This is a genomic window from Actinacidiphila glaucinigra, assembly GCF_900188405.1.
GTDB lineage: Bacteria > Actinomycetota > Actinomycetes > Streptomycetales > Streptomycetaceae > Actinacidiphila > Actinacidiphila glaucinigra.
Genome location: NZ_FZOF01000006.1, coordinates 470,903 through 488,107 on the forward strand (window position 1 = coordinate 470,903; position 17,205 = coordinate 488,107).

Genomic DNA, 17,205 nt, shown 5'->3' on the forward strand with positions numbered 1-17,205 from the left:
GTGTCGCGGAATATGGCGTTATGCGTTTCTTCATTCGATCCGAGTGGTCGATCGCATGAGCCGCACATCCACCACGAAGGCCGCGAAGGCCGTCAAGAAGCGAAGGCGTCACCAGTCGGCGAAGGCCGGGGACGCCGCGCAGGACCCGCAGGCCGCACGGGCGGCCGGTCCGGGGAGGTCAGCCGCGCCCGCGGAGCAGCCGGAGCGCATCGGGGCGGGCACCCCCCGCGAATCCGGCTCCGGTACCCGCCCGACCGACCCGGCGTCCGCCCTCCCGGAACCGCGGGCGCAGGACGCGGCAGCCGAGGCCGTACGGATCGCCGAGGCCGCCCAGGCCGCCTTCGACGGGCTGTACACCCGCAACGCCCCCGCCCTGCTCCGCCAGGTCGAACTGCTCACCGGCAGCATGCCGCTGGCCCGGCACGCCGTGCACCGCGCCTTCGACCTGGCCTGGCAGCGGTGGCCCGAGGTCGCCGTCGACCCCGACCCGGCCGGGTGGATCCGTGCGGAGGCGCACCACCACGCCCTCGCGCCCTGGCAGCAGCTGCTGCCCTGGTTCCGCACACCGCCACGGGAGCGCAGCCCGTTCCAGCGGCTGCCGCGCGGCACCCGGCACGCCGTGCTGCTCCACGACGGCCTGGGGCTGAGCCTGCGGCGCACCGCGGCGGAGAGCCTGGCCACCACCTCCATGACCAGGCGGCGCATCGTCCGCGGGCGCGAGGCCCTGGGCGAGGGGGCCGCGGTCCGGCTCGGCGACCTGCTGGACGAGCAGCCGCAGCCCGAGTACCCGGCGGCCATGGTGCGCGAGCTGAGCGAGCAGTGGCTGCGCATCCGCACGGTGGGCGCCGTGGGGGCGACGGTGCTGATCGCGCTGGTGACCGCGGTCGGGCTGGTCTTCGGGCCGCTGTCCGACCGCGTCGCGGCCGACCGCGACCCGGTCGGGCAGCGCACCTCCGCCCCCGCGCCCTGAGGGTGCCGCGCTTCGTCCGCGCGCGTGACCGCCCTTGCCGCCCGTACCCGCGCACGCACGCGGGCCCGCCCCCCGAAGGGGGCGGGCCCGCGTGCGTGCCTCCGTACGGAGGCGGGGATCAGCCCTGGAGGATGGCGCGCGCGAGGCGGGCCGTCTCCGACGGGGTCTTGCCCACCTTGACGCCGGCGGCCTCGAGGGCCTCCTTCTTCGCCTGGGCGGTGCCGGAGGAGCCGGAGACGATGGCGCCGGCGTGGCCCATGGTCTTGCCCTCGGGCGCGGTGAAGCCCGCGACGTAGCCGACGACCGGCTTGGTGACGTGCTCGGCGATGAAGGCCGCGGCACGCTCCTCGGCGTCGCCGCCGATCTCGCCGATCATGACGATCAGGTCGGTGTCGGGGTCGTCCTGGAACGCCTTCAGCGCGTCGATGTGGGTGGTGCCGATGATCGGGTCACCACCGATGCCGACCGCGGAGGAGAAGCCGATGTCGCTGAGCTCGTACATCATCTGGTAGGTCAGCGTGCCGGACTTCGACACCAGGCCGATGCGGCCGGAGGTGGTGATGTCGGCCGGGATGATGCCCGCGTTGGACTGGCCGGGGGTGATCAGACCGGGGCAGTTGGGACCGATGATCCGGGTCTTGTTGCCCTTGCTGCCCGCGTACGCCCAGAAGGCGGCGGTGTCGTGGACGGCGATGCCCTCGGTGATCACGACCGCGAGGCCGATGCCGGCGTCGATGGCCTCGATGACCGCGCCCTTGGCGAACTTCGGCGGGACGAAGATGACGGTGACGTCGGCACCGGTCTTCTCCATCGCCTCGGCGACCGAGCCGAACACCGGCACCTCGGTGCCGTCGAAGTCCACGCTGGTGCCGGCCTTGCGCGGGTTCACGCCACCGACGATGTTGGTGCCCGAGGCGAGCATGCGCCGGGTGTGCTTGGTGCCCTCGGAGCCGGTCATCCCCTGGACGATGACCTTGCTCTCCTTGGTCAGGAAGATAGCCATGATGTGGTGACCTGTCCCTTACTTCGCAGCCAGCTCGGCGGCGCGCTCGGCGGCGCCGTCCATGGTGTCGACCTGCTCCACCAGCGGGTGGTCGGCGTCGGTGAGGATCTGCCGGCCCAGCTCGGCGTTGTTGCCGTCCAGGCGGACGACGAGCGGCTTGGTGACCTCTTCGCCCTTGGACTTCAGCAGCTCCAGGGCCTGGACGATGCCGTTGGCGACCGCGTCGCAGGCGGTGATGCCGCCGAAGACGTTGACGAAGACGGACTTGACGTCCGGGTCGCCCAGGATGATCTCGAGGCCGTTGGCCATGACCTCGGCGGAGGCGCCGCCGCCGATGTCGAGGAAGTTGGCGGGCTTGACGTTGCCGTGGCCCTCACCGGCGTAGGCGACGACGTCCAGGGTGCTCATGACGAGACCCGCGCCGTTGCCGATGATGCCGACCTCGCCGTCGAGCTTGACGTAGTTGAGGCCCTTGGCCTTGGCCGCGGCCTCCAGCGGGTTCGCGGCGGCGTGGTCGACCAGCGCCTCGTGCTCCGGCTGGCGGAAGTCGGCGTTCTCGTCCAGGGACACCTTGCCGTCGAGCGCGATGACGCGGCCGTCGGCGACCTTGGCGAGCGGGTTGACCTCGACGAGGAGCGCGTCCTCGGAGAGGAAGGTCTTCCACAGGGTCTGCAGGATCTCGGTGACCTGGTCGGCGACGTCGGCCGGGAAGGCGGCCGCCTCGACGATCTCGCGGGCCTTGGCCGGGGTCACGCCCTCGATGGCGTCCACCGGGATCTTGGCGACGGCCGCGGGGTTGGTGGCCGCGACCTCCTCGATCTCCATGCCGCCCTCGACGGACGCGATCGCCAGGAAGGTCCGGTTGGCGCGGTCGAGGAGGAAGGAGACGTAGTACTCGGAGGCGATCTCCGGGGCCAGCTCGGCCAGCATCACCTTGTGGACCGTGTGGCCCTTGATGTCCATGCCGAGGATCTGGCCGGCCTTGGCGACCGCGTCCTCGGGGTCCGACGCCACCTTCACGCCGCCGGCCTTGCCGCGGCCGCCGGTCTTCACCTGGGCCTTGACGACAGCCTTGCCACCGAGTCGCTCCGCGACCTCGCGCGCCGCCTCAGGCGTGTCGATGACTTCACCGGCCAGCACCGGTACACCGTGCTTGGCGAAGAGGTCCCTCGCCTGGTACTCGAACAGGTCCACGCGCGTCCGTCCTTGGTAATCGCGGTTCGTTGTCTGCGTGCGTGCCGGGGGCGGTCGTCGCTGACGTCTTCGTAACGAACCCTACGAACGGTCGTACGGGGGGCGCACACGTCGGCCGAGCACGCGGCATGTCCGTCTCGCAGGTTATCGCCGCACGGGCGGCACGAGTAAATCGGAGATGGTGCGGGAGCGGTGAGAACGGTCACAGACCAGCCGATCGGGGGGTTTCCCTTGACAGCGCAAGCGCCGCCGGCGCACCGCGGACGGCGCTCCCGGCGGCGTCCGGCCGGAGCGGGCCCGGTCACCGGGAGTGACGGGTCGCTGCCGCCCGGCCGGCCCGGTGTCACCCGCCGGGCTCGGGCACGGGCGGCGGCCGCTTCTCGATGGCGGCCGCCATGACCTCGGGGAAGAGGTCCGGGGTGCAGGCGAACGCGGGTGCCCCCAGCGCCGCGAGCGCCGCCGCGTGCTCGCGGTCGTAGGAGGGCGCGCCTTCGTCCGACAGCGCCAGCAGCGCCACGAACTGCACGCCGGACGCCTTCATCGCGGCGACCCGCTTGAGCATCTCGTCGCGGATGCCGCCCTCGTACAGGTCGCTGACGAGGACGACGACGGTCTCGGCGGGCCGGTTGACGAGCGACTGGCAGTAGGCCAGCGCCCGGTTGATGTCGGTGCCGCCGCCGAGCTGCGTGCCGAACAGGACGTCGACGGGGTCGTCCAGATGTTCCGTCAGGTCGGCGACCGCCGTGTCGAAGACGACGAGCCGGGTGTCGAGGCCGCGCACGGAGGCGAGCACGGCGCCGAAGACGGACGCGTAGACCACGGACGCCGCCATCGAGCCCGACTGGTCGACGCAGAGCACGACGTCCTTCCGCACCGCCCGCGAGGCGCGGCCGTGGCCGATCAGCCGCTCGGGCACGACCGTGCCGTGCTCGGGCAGGTAGTGCCGGAGGTTGGCACGGATCGTGCGGTCCCAGTCGATGTCCCGGTGCCGGGGGCGGTCCACCCGGGCCGAACGGTCCAGCGCGCCGGTGAGGGCGGCCCGGGTCCGGGTCGCCAGGCGCCGCTCCAGGTCCTCCACCACCTTGCGGACGACGGCACGCGCCGTCTCCTTCGTCGTCGCGGGCATCGCCTTGTTCAGCGAGAGCAGCGTGCCGACCAGGTGGACGTCGGGCTCGACGGCCTCCAGCATCTCCGGTTCCAGCAGCAGCGCGGACAGCTCGAGCCGGTCGACGGCGTCGCGCTGCATCACCTGCACGACGCTGCTGGGGAAGTACCTGCGGATGTCGCCCAGCCACCGCGCGACCTGGGGCGCCGAGCCGCCCAGCCCGCCGCTCCGCGGGGGAGGTGCCCCGGCGTCGCCGCGCGGCGCGGTGCCGTACAGCGCCTCCAGCGCCTGGTCCATCGCGGCGTCCCGGCCGGTGAGGCGCCGCCCCGTGCCGTCGGCGGGCCCGCCGCCGAGCACCATCCGCCAGCGGCGCAGCCGCTCGTCGGCGTCCGCACCCGTGTCCGGGCGCTCGCCCGCGACCGGGTCCTCGTCCGTGTCCTTCACGCGTCCCCACCCCCGTCCGCTCCGCCGGGCCCCAGCAGCAGCCGCACGGTGGACAGCGCCGCCTCCGCCCGCTCCTCGTCGAGCCGCGGGGCGAAGCCCGGCAGGCCCTCCCCCGCGGCGCCACCCGCTCCCCCGCCTCCCGGGCCGCGCCGCACCAGCTCCCCCACCGTGCGCCGCGCCCCCGCGTCGAAGCCGCCGAAGGTGCGCCGCAGCAGCGGCAGCACGTCGTCGAAGGCCGCCGCCGGCACCGCGGACAGCCAGCCGTCGACCAGCGCGAGCAGCCGCTCGTCGTGGACCAGCAGCATCCCGCCCCCGGCGAGGAAGCCCTCGACCCAGGCGGCGGCCTCCTGGGGCGGCGTGCCGTGCGACAGGGCGAGTCCCATCAGCCGGGCGACCTCGCCGGGCTCCAGGCGGGCATCGTCGAGGAGCAGCCGTGCGGCGCTGCCGCGCAGCAGCCCCGGTATGCCGCGGTCGCGCACGGCCAGCTTCCGCAGCACGCCGGCCCAGCGGTCGCGCAGCGCGTCGTCACCGAGCAGGACCAGTGCCTGCTGCACCTGCGCGACATGACCGCGCATCTCGGCGGCGCCGTCCGCGTCGAGCCCCGCGCAGGCGGGCGGGAGCCCGACGCAGACGCGCTCCGCGAGTCCCTCGGCGACCTCGCGCAGCGCCCCCGCGTCCGTGCCCCGCACGTCGCCGTAGCGCAGCGAGCGCACGAGCGCCGGCAGTGCCTGCGCGAGGTGCGCGACGTCCGGGTCGAGCGCCGCCCGGTCGGCGAGCACCCGCATCACCGTCGGCAGGGCGTCCGGCAGCCCGGCGAGCAGGCACTGTTCGGCGAGGCCCGTCACCTCGGCGAGCGCCCGCGCGTGCACCGCCGCGTCCTCGGCCCGGGCGCCCGCCGCGGACTCCACCGTGGTGCCCCACACCCCGGCCTCCGCGACCGCCACGGCGAGTTCCGGCTCCCAGCGCAGCCGCCAGCTCTCCCGGAAGGTGCCGGTGGTGGCCGTGCGGGACCGGCCCGGCCGCCCCCAGCCGATCCCGAGCATCCGCAGCCGGTGCAGCAACCGGCTGCGTGCGGCGTCGGTGTCCTTGCGCAGGTCCAGGTCCATCTCCCTCTCCGGTGCCTCCGGCTTCATCCGCAGCCTGCGCTGCTCGCGTGCCAGGTCACGGGCGAGAGGCACCGCGGGCGCGCCCTCCGGGACCTCGCCCAGCACGTCCCCCACCACCAGCCGGTCCCGGATCAGCGCCAGCGGGACGTCCGATCCGTCGCACATCACCGCCCGTACCGCGTCCGTGGTCTCGCCGAGCCCGGGCAGCGGGCGGCCGCGCAGCCCCGCGAGGGTGTCGGCGAGCCGCACCGCCTCGATGACGTGCGCGGAGGAGACCGGGAGGTCTTCTTCGCGCAGCAGGCCGGCGACCTTGGTCATCCACCGGGCGACGGGTCGGTCGGGCGAGGTGAACAGATGGCGGTACCAGCCGGGCGAGTCGATGCCGGCCCCGTAGCCGCCGGCCCGGGAGAGCCTGCGGTGCGTCCAGGGCACCCAGGTGACCTCCACCTTCGCCTTGGGCAGGCCCTTGAGCAGGGCCCGGTCGGCGGTGACCCCGCCCGTCCGGGCGAGGGCGGGCACGTGCCAGGCCCCGCACACCACGGCCACCCGTTCGTGCGCGCGGCGCGCCTCCCGTATCCGCAGCCGCATGTGGGCCTCGCGCACCGCGTCCCCCCGGTGTCCCCCGTCGCCGTAGGTCTCGCGCAGCACGCCCATGGCCTCGGCGAGCGCCCCGAACGCCGCCAGCGGGTCAGCCTCCCCCTCGCCGTCCCGGCCGCGGTGCTCGACGGCGTCCTCCCACCAGCGCTCCGGATCGTCGTGGCCGGCCGTCCGCGCCAGCACGGCGAGCGGGTCGATGCGCGCGTCCGCGGCCCCGGCTTCCTCTTCTGCCCCGTCCCCTTCTTCTCCCTCTCCCTCTCCTTCACGCCGTACCTGTGGTCCCCGCGGCGCGTCCCTCTCGTCGCGCAGCAGGAGCGAGTGCGCGGCGGGCAGGTCGATGAACCGCACCGCCACCCCGTGTCCGGCCGCCCAGCGGATCGCCGCCCATTCGGGGGAGAACTCGGCGAAGGGCCAGAAGCCGGCCCGGGACGGCTCGTCCACCACATGGGCGAGCAGCGCGACGGGCGGCCGCATCCCGGGATCGGCGGCGAGCCCCAGCACCGCGTCGGCCTCCGGCGGGCCCTCGACGAGCACGATCCGCGGCTCCAGCCGGTCGAGCGCGGCCCGCACGGCGCGGGCCGACCCCGGGCCGTGGTGCCGCACCCCCAGCAGCGCCACCCCTTCCGCGGCGGTCACGGCGCCACCTCACGGCAGGCGCGGTAGAAGTCCTTCCACCCCTCCCGCTCGCGGACCACGGTCTCCAGGTACTCCTGCCAGACCACGCGGTCGGCGGCCGGGTCGCGGACCACCGCCCCGAGGATCCCCGCGGCGATGTCCCCGGCGCGCAGCACACCGTCGCCGAAGTGCGCGGCCAGGGCGAGTCCGTTGGTCACCACGGAGATCGCCTCGGCCGTGGAGAGCGTGCCGGAGGGGGACTTCACCTTCGTGCGCCCGTCGGCGGTGACCCCGCCGCGCAGTTCGCGGAAGACGGTGACCACCCGCCGAATCTCGTCCGCGCCCTCCGGGGCGGCGGGCAGTTCCAGCGAGCGTCCGAGCTGGCGGACGCGGCGGCTGACGATGTCGACCTCCTCCTCCACGGTCGCGGGCAGCGGCAGCACGACGGTGTTGAAGCGCCGGCGCAGCGCGCTGGACAGCTCGTTGACTCCGCGGTCGCGGTCGTTGGCCGTCGCGATCACGTTGAACCCGCGCACCGCCTGGGTCTCGGTGCCCAGCTCCGGTATCGGCAGCGTCTTCTCGGAGAGGATCGTGATCAGCCCGTCCTGGACGTCCGCGGGGATGCGGGTCAGCTCCTCCACCCGGGCGATGCGCCCCTCGGCCATCGCCCGCATGACCGGGCTCGGGACCAGGGCCTCCCGGCTCGGGCCGCCGGTGAGCAGCCGGGCGTAGTTCCACCCGTAGCGGACGGCCTCCTCCGGGGTCCCCGCGGTGCCCTGCACGAGCAGCGTGGAGTCACCGCTGACGGCGGCGGCGAGGTGTTCGGAGACCCAGGTCTTGGCGGTGCCCGGGACACCGAGCAGCAGCAGCGCCCGGTCGGTCGCGAGCGTGCTGACCACGACCTCCACGATCCGCCGCGGACCCACGTACTTGGGGGTGACGACCGTGCCGTCGGGCAGCTCGCCGCCGAGCAGGTACGTGGCGACCGCCCACGGCGACAGGTTCCACCGGGCCGGACGCGGCCGGTCGTCGGCCGCCGCGAGAGCCTTGAGCTCATGGGCGAACGCGTCTTCGGCGTGCGGCCGGAGTGCGGTGTCCACGGACATGGTTCTCCCCTGTTCTCCCATGGAGCCGATGGCGCGGACGCCCCGTCAGCCCCCGCGGGGCGTCCGCGTTCCCACCATCGCGCACCCCACTGACAATCACGTCCCCCCGTCAGGAACCCGCAGCTCAGGCCGGTTTGTCAGTGCCTGCCCGTAGCGTCGTTGCCATGGACGGGATGGACGGACAGCGGACGGAGCGGTGGACCGCCGACCAGGTCCTGGCACTCGCGCCCGACACCTCGTCACGCGAGGCCGGGGCGGGCCTGGCGGCGGCTGCCCACTGGTCCGGGACGGGGAGCTCGGGCACCGCGGTGTGGGGGTCGTGTGCGGGCAGCGGCGGCACCCCGTACCAGGCGGTGGCCGACACGGCGGGGCCGGCCTTCGGGTGCAGCTGCCCCAGCCGCAAGGTCCCGTGCAAGCACGCTCTCGCGCTGCTCCTGCTGTGGGCCGGGGGCGAGGTGGGGCCGGCCGCACACGGGGGCGGCCGGCCCGACTGGGTCACCGAATGGCTGGACGCGCGCCGCGCGCGCGAGGAGGGGACGGAGCGGGGCGAGCGCGGGACGTCCGGCGGTGACCGGGAGGCGGCGCGCAGGCGGGCCGAGCGCCGGGCGGGACGGGTCGCCGCCGGGGCGACGGAGCTGGAGCGGCGGCTGGCGGACCTGCTGCGGGGAGGCCTGGCGGGCGCGGACCGCGAGGGGTACGGGTGGTGGGAGGAGACGGCGGCCCGCATGGTCGACGCCCAGGCCCCCGGTCTCGCCTCGCGGGTACGTGAGCTGGGCGCGCTCGCGGGGTCCGGGGGCGACTGGCCGTCGCGGCTGCTGGAGGAGACGGCGCTGCTGCACCTGCTGGCCAGGGGCTGCCTGCGGCAGGAGGCTCTTCCCGGGCCACTGGCGGCCACCGTCCGGTCCCGGGTCGGCTTCACGGTGGACTCGGCGGAACTCCTGGCCGGGCCGACGGTGCGCGACCGCTGGCTGGTCCTGGCGCGGCACGACACCGCCGAGGACCGTCTCACCACCCGCAGGACCTGGCTGTACGGGGAGGCCGGCGGCCGTACCGCACTGCTGCTGTCCTTCGGGGCGGCGGGCAGGGCGCCGGAGCCCGCGCTGCAGGTCGGCCTCGGCCTCGACGCGGAGCTGGCCTTCCACCCGGCGGCCCGTCCGCTGCGGGCGGTTCTCGGGCCTGGGCACAGCGCGCCCCTGCCGGGCCGCGTGCCACCGGGCGTACCGGTGGCGGCGGCGCTCGACAGGTACGCGCGGGCCGTGGCCGGCGATCCGTGGCTGGACGCCTGGCCGGTCGTGCTCGCCAGTGTCGTGCCGATACCCGGAGGGGCGGGCTGGCAGGTGGCGGACGCGGACGGGAGCGACGCCGTCCCGGTCGTGGCGGGCGGCGCCGGTGCCGGAGCGGGGCTGTGGCGCCTCGCGGCGGTCTCCGGCGGCCACCCGGTGACGGTGTTCGGCGAGCTGGGCCACCAGGGCTTCCGCCCGTTCACGGCCTGGGCCGGTACGGACACGGAACCGGTACCGCTGACGGTGTGATCCCGCCCGGGATCCCCGCGGGCGGCCGCGTGGAGACGACGACGATGGGGGACCGATGACGACGACCTGGGCCGAGCTGGTCGGCACCGCGCTCCTCGGCACCGGCCGCAGGGGCGGAACGCCCGAGGAGCTGCTGGACGCCGCCGCGCTCGCCGTCGCACGGCGCCGCGCCGGGGTGCGGACGGCCGCGGCAGGGGCACGGCCGGCCACGGCACCCCACGATCCGCGGCCACCGCTGCCCGAGGCGGCGCGACGGCGTCTGTCCCTGCTGCTGGCGGACCGCTCGGCCGGGGGCGGCGGGGGCAGCCGGCGCGGCGCCGCCCCCAACCTCGCCGAGCTGCTGCCCCAGTGGCTCGCCGAGGCCGACGCCCGCGGCTGGGCCGCCCCGCCGGAACTGCTGCCCGCACTGCTGGACGCCGCCCGCGCGCGCACCGACCTGCGGCCCGACGCCCTGGCCCTGGCGGGGCCGCGCGGGCTGTGGCTGGCGGAGCTGAACGCGGACTGGCGGTTCGCGCTGCGCGCCGGGGCGCCCGGCGTCGTCCCGGACACCGGCGACCCGGGCGCCGTGCGGACGCTGTGGGAGGAGGGGCTCTTCGCCGAACGGGTGGCGCTGCTGGCCCGGCTGCGGGCCCGCGACCCGGTCCAGGCCCTGGAGCTGCTGCGCTCGGGATGGGCCGCCGAGCGCGCCGAGGACCGGCTGATGTTCCTGGACTCGCTCCGCGAGGGCCTGTCGCTGCAGGACGAGCCGTTCCTGGAACAGGCCCTCGCCGACCGCAGCCGCAATGTGCGGGCCACCGCCGCCGAGCTGTTGTCGGCCCTCCCCGGCTCCGCCCTCGCCGCCCGGATGGCCGCACGGGCCAGGACGTGCGTCGCGTGGGACCCCACGGCCGGCCGGATCGGCGTGGAGGCGCCCTACGAGTGCGACGCGGCCATGGAACGCGACGGCGTGGTGGCGATACCGCCGGCCGGACGCGGGGAGCGGTCGTGGTGGTTCGGCCAAGTGGTGGACGCGGCGCCGCTCGCCACCTGGCGGGAGCGTTTCGGCGGCCGGACACCGGAGGAGGTCATCGCGCTGCCCGTCGCCGACGACTGGCAGGCGGATCTGCACGCGGCGTGGTGCCGGGCGGCGGTGCGCCAGGGGGACGCCTCCTGGGCACGCGCCCTGCTGGGCCCGGCCCCGGCTCCCTCGACGGCGGTCAGCCCGGTCGGGGACCCGGCGAAGCTGCTGTCGATCCTCCCGGCCCCGGAGCGGGCGGAGTGGGTGGCCCGTTTCATCGCGGCGCACGGCCTGTCGGAGGCGTTCCAGATGCTGGCGGTCTGTGCCGTGCCCTGGGCCGAGCCGCTGGGGGCGGCCGTGGTGGACGCCCTGGACATCGCGCGCGACGCGGGCAGCTACCCGTGGAGCTTCAGCGGGGTGATGGGCCTGGCCGAGCGCTGCATGGACCCCGCGGAGGCCGACCGCGCGGCCCCGCTGGCCGCCGTACCCGCGGAGTCCGCCGACACCTCGCCGGGCGCCGGGGCGTACTGGGCGGAGGCCTTCCAGCGACTGGTCGGAACCCTGCGGCTGCGGGCCACGATGCTCGCGGAGCTGGCCTGATCAGGCGGCCGTCGCCCGCCGTGGCCGCAGTCCGCCGCCGTGGCTGCCGTCCGGTGGCGGTGCGGGGCACGCCCGCACCGCCGCGACGATCAGGCTTCGGCCGGATGGCGGATGTTGTCGTTCACCCAGGTGATGACGTCGGTGGTCGGCGTACCCGGGGTGAAGATCGCGGCCACGCCCAGTTCCCGCAGCGGGGCGATGTCGTCCTCCGGGATGATCCCGCCGCCGAAGACCTTGATGTCCTCGGCCTCACGGTCGCGGAGCAGCTCGATCACCTTGGCGAAGAGCGTCATGTGGGCCCCGGAGAGGATCGACAGGCCGATGGCGTCGGCGTCCTCCTGGATCGCGGTGTCCACGATCTGCTCGGGCGTCTGGTGGAGACCGGTGTAGATGACCTCCATGCCGGCGTCCCGCAGCGCACGGGCGATGACCTTGGCCCCGCGGTCGTGACCGTCCAGCCCCGGCTTGGCGACCACCACACGGATCGGTCCGGACACTCCCATCACTGCCTCCATACACGTTTGCTGCGCTCAGCGGGCACATGTGTGAACGAACGTTATCGCCAGCATCCCCCGTGCGGACAGTTTCACGAAGGGCCCCGAGGGGGAAATCACACATGGGACACGTTCACGTTAGAAACGCGTTCGGCCCGTGGTCGTCCTTCGTTCAGCAGGCGACACGGGCCGTCGCGTTCTCGGCGCACGGGGGACAGGGCCGTCTCCGTGTGCCCACGGGAGGTAGGCCATGGGCGTCCTGTCTTTCGGTGTCGGAGACCGCTTGGTACGCCAGGCGGCCTACGTACGAGCCGCGGCGATCGAGATCGCCATCCTGACCGGTCATGTCTTTCTCTACCCGACCGGAATCTTCCAGGAACGCGGGCCGCAGCCGGCGGCCGGTGACTCCGAGGACCCGCCCCGGCTCCCCACCGCGGGCCGGAGCCACCCCCCGGTGCTGCTGCTGCACGGCTTCGTGGACAACCGTTCGGTGTTCGCGATGCTCCGCCGGTCGCTGCGCCGGCACGGCTGGCCGCATGTGCAGGCGCTCAACTACTCGCCGCTGACCTGCGACATCCGTACGGCGGCGGCTCTCCTCGGACGCCACGTCGAACAGATCTGCGAGCAGACGGGGCACCGCCGGGTGGACATCGTGGGCCACAGCCTCGGCGGGCTCATCGCGCGCTACTACGCCCAGCGCCTGGGCGGCGACACGCGGGTGCGCACCGTGGTCACCCTGGGCACCCCGCACGCCGGGACCCGGGCCGCGCCGCTGCTGAACCCGCATCCGATCGTCCGCCAGATGCGCCCCAACTCCGACCTCATCGAGGAGCTCGCCAAGCCCGCGCCCGGCTGCCGCACCCGCTTCGTGGCGTTCTGGAGCGATCTGGACGAACTGATGAGCCCGGTCGAGGCCGCCCGGCTCGACCACCCCGACCTCATCGCCCGCAACGTCCACGTCGCGGGGGTCGGGCATCTGACCATGCCCGTCCACGCCGCCATCGCCGCCGGCATCCGGCAGGCGCTGCTGGGTGAGGAACTGGCGTCGGGAGCCGCGGACGCCGCCTGACGGCCTTGCCCCCATAAGCATCGAAAGGCCGTCGAACACAAGGCATCGGGGATCCCTGAATCCCGCCGAAGATTGTGGGCGTCGCCCGCTGGGGGATACAGTCGCCGCTAATTCTCCTGCTGCCGAGGCGAAAGAGAAGCGGTGAACGACCGTCATCCGGCGGGGTACGCCCCCGAGTACAGCGGCTATGGGTACGAGGGTCACTCCGACGCCTCGTACGCGCCCACGGGCGCCGCTTACGCGAATGACGATCCCCTCTTCGGCTCCTGCCAGGGTTACCCGGCCTACGACACGGGCTCCTACGCCACCGTCTCGTACGACACCACCGTCGGCACCACGGCGACCGGCCACTGGCCCTCGGGGCAGACCGCCGGCTACGGCGACGCCACGGCCGCGGCCACGGGCACCTGGTACCTGGACCCCTCGCAGTCGCAGCCGACGGCGGCCTACGACTACACGCAGTACGAGCACACGGCCGTCCACGCCGCCTACGGGGAGCCCGAGGTCACCCACGGCCACGCGCCCGAGCCCGCCGCCTACGAGCAGCCGGAGCAGTACGGGCCCGAGGCCTACGCCCCGGAGCACCACGGGGCCGAGCACTACGAGGCGGAGTCCTACGAGGCCGAGCACTACGAGCCCGAGGCCTACGACGACGCCTACGACGGCACCGAGGACGACACCGAGCCGGAACCGGAGCACGCCTCCGAGGAAGACACCCCCGCGGCCGCCCTGCCCCGCCCGCGCGGCGGAAGCGGCGGCGGGAACCGCAGGCGCCGCCCGGCCCGGCGCTCGGCCCTGCTCACCGTCGCCGTCCCCTCCGTGGCGGTGATGGGCGTCGCCTGCGCGGCCGCCGTCACCGTCAACACCGAGGACGCCGCCGACAGCAGCCGCACCCAGGCCGACGGCGTCCCGGAGGCGGCCAATGCCCCGACCACGAAGCTCGACCAGCAGATCGCCCGGGTCAACCGGGACGTCGACGACTTCACCGACCGCGCCAGCCGCAGCCAGGAGCGCATCGACCTCAAGGAGCGCCAGGCGCAGGAGCGCGCGAAGAAGGCCGCGGAGGCGGCCCTCAAGGAGCAGCTGCGCCCCAAGTTCATGCTCCCGGTGAAGAACCACGGCCTGAGCGCCTACTTCGGCCAGGCGGGCGTGAACTGGATGTCGGTCCACACCGGCATCGACTTCCCGGTGGACTACGGCACGCCGGTGATGGCCGCGACCGACGGCGTCGTGCGCACCCAGTGGAACAGCGCCTACGGCAACATGGCCATAGTGACCTCCCCCGACGGCACCGAGACCTGGTACTGCCACCTGAGCAGCACCAAGATCCGCTCGGGCTCGGTCAAGGCCGGCGACGTCATCGCCTACTCCGGCAATTCGGGCAACTCCACCGGTCCGCACCTCCACTTCGAGGTACGTCCCGCCGGCGGCTCCGCCGTCGACCCGCTGCAGTGGCTGCTGAACCACGGGGTCGACCCGCGCTGAACCCCGGATCCCCGGACCAGGGCCGGGGTCCGGACCCGGACCCGGACCCGGACCCGGACCCGGCTAGAGCTTCTCCACCGGCGCGTACCGCAGCAGCAGCACCTTCGGCCGCTCGTCGCCGAAGTCGATGACGGCCTTGGCCTTGTCCCCGCTGCCGTCGACCCCGACGACCGTGCCCAGCCCGAACGTGTCGTGCGTGACCCGGTCTCCCACGGCCAGAGAGATGACCGGGCGGTCCTGGGTGCGCCGCGTCGCGAAACCGGAGGGGCCGCTCTTCGAGGAGGAACGCGACAGCATCGAGGCCGCCGCCGACACCGAGGCGGAGGGTGCCGCGGAGGCGCCCGTGCGCTTCCACTCGATGAGCGGCTCCGGGATCTCCTCCAGGAAGCGCGAGGCCGGGTTGTACGAGGGCTGGCCCCAGGCGCTGCGCATGGTGGACCGCGTCACGTACAGCCGCTGCCGCGCCCGCGTGATGCCGACGTAGGCGAGCCGCCGCTCCTCCTCCAGTTCCTTGGTCTGGCCGAGCGCGCGCATGTGCGGGAAGACCCCGTCCTCCATGCCGGTCAGGAAGACCACCGGGAACTCCAGGCCCTTGGCGGTGTGCAGGGTCATCAGCGTTATGACGCCGCCGCCCTCGTCGTCGTCCGGGATCTGGTCGGAGTCGGCGACCAGTGCGACCCGCTCCAGGAACTCGGCGAGCGTGCCGGGCTCCTCCTCGGTGCGCTCCTGCTCGAACTCCAGGGCGACCGCCGCGAGTTCCTGGAGGTTCTCGATGCGGGTCTCGTCCTGCGGGTCGGTGGAGGCCTGGAGCTCGGCCAGGTAGCCCGTACGCTCCAGCACCGCCTCCAGGACGGTGGCGGGTCCGGCGCCGGAGTCGACGACGGTGCGCAGCTCCTCCAGCAGTTCGTTGAAGCGCTTGACGGCGTTGAGCGAGCGGGCGGCCATGCCGAAGGCCTCGTCGACCCGGCGCAGCGCGGCGGCGAAGGAGATCCGCTCGCGCGAGGCCAGGGCGTCGACCATCGCCTCGGCGCGCTCCCCGATGCCGCGCTTGGGCACGTTCAGGATGCGGCGCAGCGGGACGGTGTCCTCGGGGTTGGCGAGCACGCGCAGGTAGGCCAGGACGTCCCGGACCTCCTTGCGCTCGTAGAAGCGGACCCCGCCGACGACCTTGTAGGGCAGGCCGACGCGGATGAAGACCTCTTCGAAGACACGGGACTGCGCGTTGGTCCGGTAGAAGACCGCCACGTCACCGGGGCGGGCGTCCCCGGCGTCGGTGAGCCGGTCGATCTCGTCGGCGATGAACTGCGCCTCGTCGTGCTCCTGGTCGGCGACGTAGCCGGTGATGACCGGGCCCTGCCCGGCCTCCGTCCACAGGTTCTTCGGCCGGCGCGAGGCGTTGCGCTCGATGACGGCGTTGGCGGCGGTCAGGATGTTCTGGGTGGAGCGGTAGTTCTGCTCCAGCAGGATGGTGCGGGCCTGCGGGTAGTCCTCCTCGAACTGGAGGATGTTGCGGATCGTCGCGCCGCGGAAGGCGTAGATGCTCTGGTCGGCGTCACCGACCACGCACAGCTCGGCGGGCTCCTCGCCCTCGGCCTCGTCCCCGGTCGCCGTGCCGACCAGCTCGCGCACCAGGGTGTACTGGGCGTGGTTGGTGTCCTGGTACTCGTCGACCAGGACGTGCCGGAAGCGGCGCCGGTAGTGCTCGGCCACGTCCGGGAAGGCCTGGAGCAGGTTGACCGTGGTCATGATGATGTCGTCGAAGTCGAGCGCGTTGGCCTCGCGCAGCCGCGACTGGTACATCGCGTAGGCCTCGGCGAGCTTCTTCTCGAAGGGGTTCTCGGCCTGGTCGGCGAAGGTCTCCTCGTCGATGAGCTCGTTCTTGAGGTTGGAGACCTTGGCGCTGAAGGACTTCGGCGGGAACTGCTTGGGGTCCAGGTCCAGGTCACGGCAGACCAGGGCCATCAGGCGCTTGGAGTCGGCCGCGTCGTAGATCGAGAAACTGGAGGTGAAGCCGAGCCTCTTGGACTCCCGGCGCAGGATGCGGACGCACGCGCTGTGGAAGGTGGAGACCCACATCACATTGGCGCGCGGGCCGACCAGCTGCTCGACGCGCTCCTTCATCTCCCCGGCGGCCTTGTTGGTGAAGGTGATCGCCAGGATCTGGCCGGGGTGCACCTTGCGGGCGCCCAGCAGGTACGCGATGCGGTGGGTGAGCACCCGGGTCTTGCCGGAGCCGGCGCCGGCGACGATGAGCAGCGGGGAGCCGGAGTGCTCGACGGCGGCGCGCTGCTCGTCGTTCAGGCCCTCGAGCAGCGCGGCCGGGTCCACGGCCGGGCGGGGGGCGCCGTCGCGGTAGTACGCGTCCCGGTCCACGGGCGCGTCGAAGCGCCCCTCGAAGAGGTCGTCGGGAACCGTCTCGGGCCCGTCCTCGGGGGGCGGCGGGGGCTCCTCCTCCCTCGGTTCGAGGCCGGCCAGGAAGCTGTCGTCAAAGAGGCTGCTCATCGCCTCCCGAGTCTAGGCCGTGGGACGGACAACGTTGCGCCGCTTGCCCGAGCCCGTACCCACCGGACGCCCCGGGCGCCGTCCCGGCCGCCCGTCGCGGCCCCGAATGGTGAAGGTCACGAAATGATTGCGGACAATTCGAACACCAGGGTTCCCACGGACCCCCGCAGTTGACTACCGTGCCGGATCAGGCGGTCCGCTCCACGCGGCGGCGACCGTGCCGTCACGGGCCGCCTCCGCTGAGTCCGGCGACCGCCGGAGCCGGGGACCCACGACCTTGGGGTGAATCGGTCCGTACGAGCGCGACGCGCCCGCACGGACCGTAGGGCGGCCTTCCGAAGCCCGAACCCGACAGCTAACCCGGTAGGCGGTCCACGGAAGGAGCC

Annotated in this window: 12 protein-coding genes and 1 riboswitch; of the genes, 5 read left to right on the forward strand and 7 right to left on the reverse strand. The window is 73.9% G+C overall.

The window, feature by feature from the left end:
- Positions 1-55 precede the first annotated feature (55 nt).
- Positions 56-970 carry an RNA polymerase sigma factor gene (locus CHF15_RS15800; RefSeq protein WP_143681577.1) on the forward strand — a complete coding sequence of 305 codons (915 nt, stop codon included), beginning with the start codon at positions 56-58 and terminating at the stop codon, positions 968-970.
- Positions 971-1,088: 118 nt separating this feature from the next.
- Here the strand turns inward: CHF15_RS15800 and sucD are convergent, their stop codons facing one another.
- From sucD to CHF15_RS15825, 5 genes are all read right to left on the reverse strand, one after another.
- On the reverse strand, positions 1,089-1,973 hold the full coding sequence (gene sucD / locus CHF15_RS15805; RefSeq protein ID WP_089224403.1) for a succinate--CoA ligase subunit alpha: 885 nt from the start codon (positions 1,971-1,973) through the stop codon (positions 1,089-1,091).
- 18 nt (positions 1,974-1,991) lie between these two features.
- Positions 1,992-3,167 carry an ADP-forming succinate--CoA ligase subunit beta gene (gene sucC / locus CHF15_RS15810; protein ID WP_089224404.1) on the reverse strand — a complete coding sequence of 392 codons (1,176 nt, stop codon included), beginning with the start codon at positions 3,165-3,167 and terminating at the stop codon, positions 1,992-1,994.
- A 343-nt stretch (positions 3,168-3,510) separates the two neighbouring features.
- Positions 3,511-4,632, reverse strand: a complete 1,122-nt coding sequence (locus CHF15_RS15815; RefSeq protein WP_089224471.1) for a VWA domain-containing protein — start codon at positions 4,630-4,632, stop codon at positions 3,511-3,513.
- Positions 4,633-4,712: 80 nt separating this feature from the next.
- On the reverse strand, positions 4,713-7,055 hold the full coding sequence (locus CHF15_RS15820; RefSeq protein ID WP_089224405.1) for a DUF5682 family protein: 2,343 nt from the start codon (positions 7,053-7,055) through the stop codon (positions 4,713-4,715).
- Entirely contained in the window at positions 7,052-8,140 is a 1,089-nt protein-coding gene (locus CHF15_RS15825; RefSeq protein ID WP_179279805.1) for an ATP-binding protein, read from the reverse strand. The genes CHF15_RS15820 and CHF15_RS15825 overlap by 4 nt, the downstream gene beginning before the upstream one ends.
- A gap of 164 nt (positions 8,141-8,304) precedes the next feature.
- Here CHF15_RS15825 and CHF15_RS15830 point away from each other — a divergent pair, with 164 nt between their 5' ends.
- A complete protein-coding gene (locus tag CHF15_RS15830; RefSeq protein WP_410169640.1) occupies positions 8,305-9,672 on the forward strand; it encodes an SWIM zinc finger family protein in 1,368 nt (455 codons plus the stop codon).
- Between the two features lie 55 nt (positions 9,673-9,727).
- Entirely contained in the window at positions 9,728-11,269 is a 1,542-nt protein-coding gene (locus tag CHF15_RS15835) for a DUF5691 domain-containing protein (RefSeq protein ID WP_089224408.1), read from the forward strand.
- A gap of 89 nt (positions 11,270-11,358) precedes the next feature.
- On the opposite strand, the gene CHF15_RS15840 is transcribed toward CHF15_RS15835, so the two are convergent.
- A complete protein-coding gene (locus CHF15_RS15840) occupies positions 11,359-11,772 on the reverse strand; it encodes a cobalamin B12-binding domain-containing protein (RefSeq protein WP_018561210.1) in 414 nt (137 codons plus the stop codon).
- A 241-nt stretch (positions 11,773-12,013) separates the two neighbouring features.
- Between CHF15_RS15840 and CHF15_RS15845 the strand changes: the two genes are divergently transcribed.
- Entirely contained in the window at positions 12,014-12,832 is an 819-nt protein-coding gene (locus CHF15_RS15845; RefSeq protein WP_089224409.1) for an esterase/lipase family protein, read from the forward strand.
- 141 nt (positions 12,833-12,973) lie between these two features.
- The gene (locus tag CHF15_RS15850) at positions 12,974-14,317 is read left to right on the forward strand and encodes a M23 family metallopeptidase (RefSeq protein ID WP_089224410.1); all 1,344 of its coding nucleotides are present in this window, start codon (positions 12,974-12,976) and stop codon (positions 14,315-14,317) included.
- Between the two features lie 63 nt (positions 14,318-14,380).
- Here CHF15_RS15850 and pcrA read toward each other — a convergent pair whose 3' ends face one another.
- Positions 14,381-16,819 carry a DNA helicase PcrA gene (gene pcrA, locus CHF15_RS15855; protein ID WP_089224411.1) on the reverse strand — a complete coding sequence of 813 codons (2,439 nt, stop codon included), beginning with the start codon at positions 16,817-16,819 and terminating at the stop codon, positions 14,381-14,383.
- A gap of 227 nt (positions 16,820-17,046) precedes the next feature.
- A riboswitch (cyclic di-AMP (ydaO/yuaA leader) is annotated at positions 17,047-17,204 on the forward strand.
- The last annotated feature ends 1 nt before the right edge of the window (position 17,205 follow it).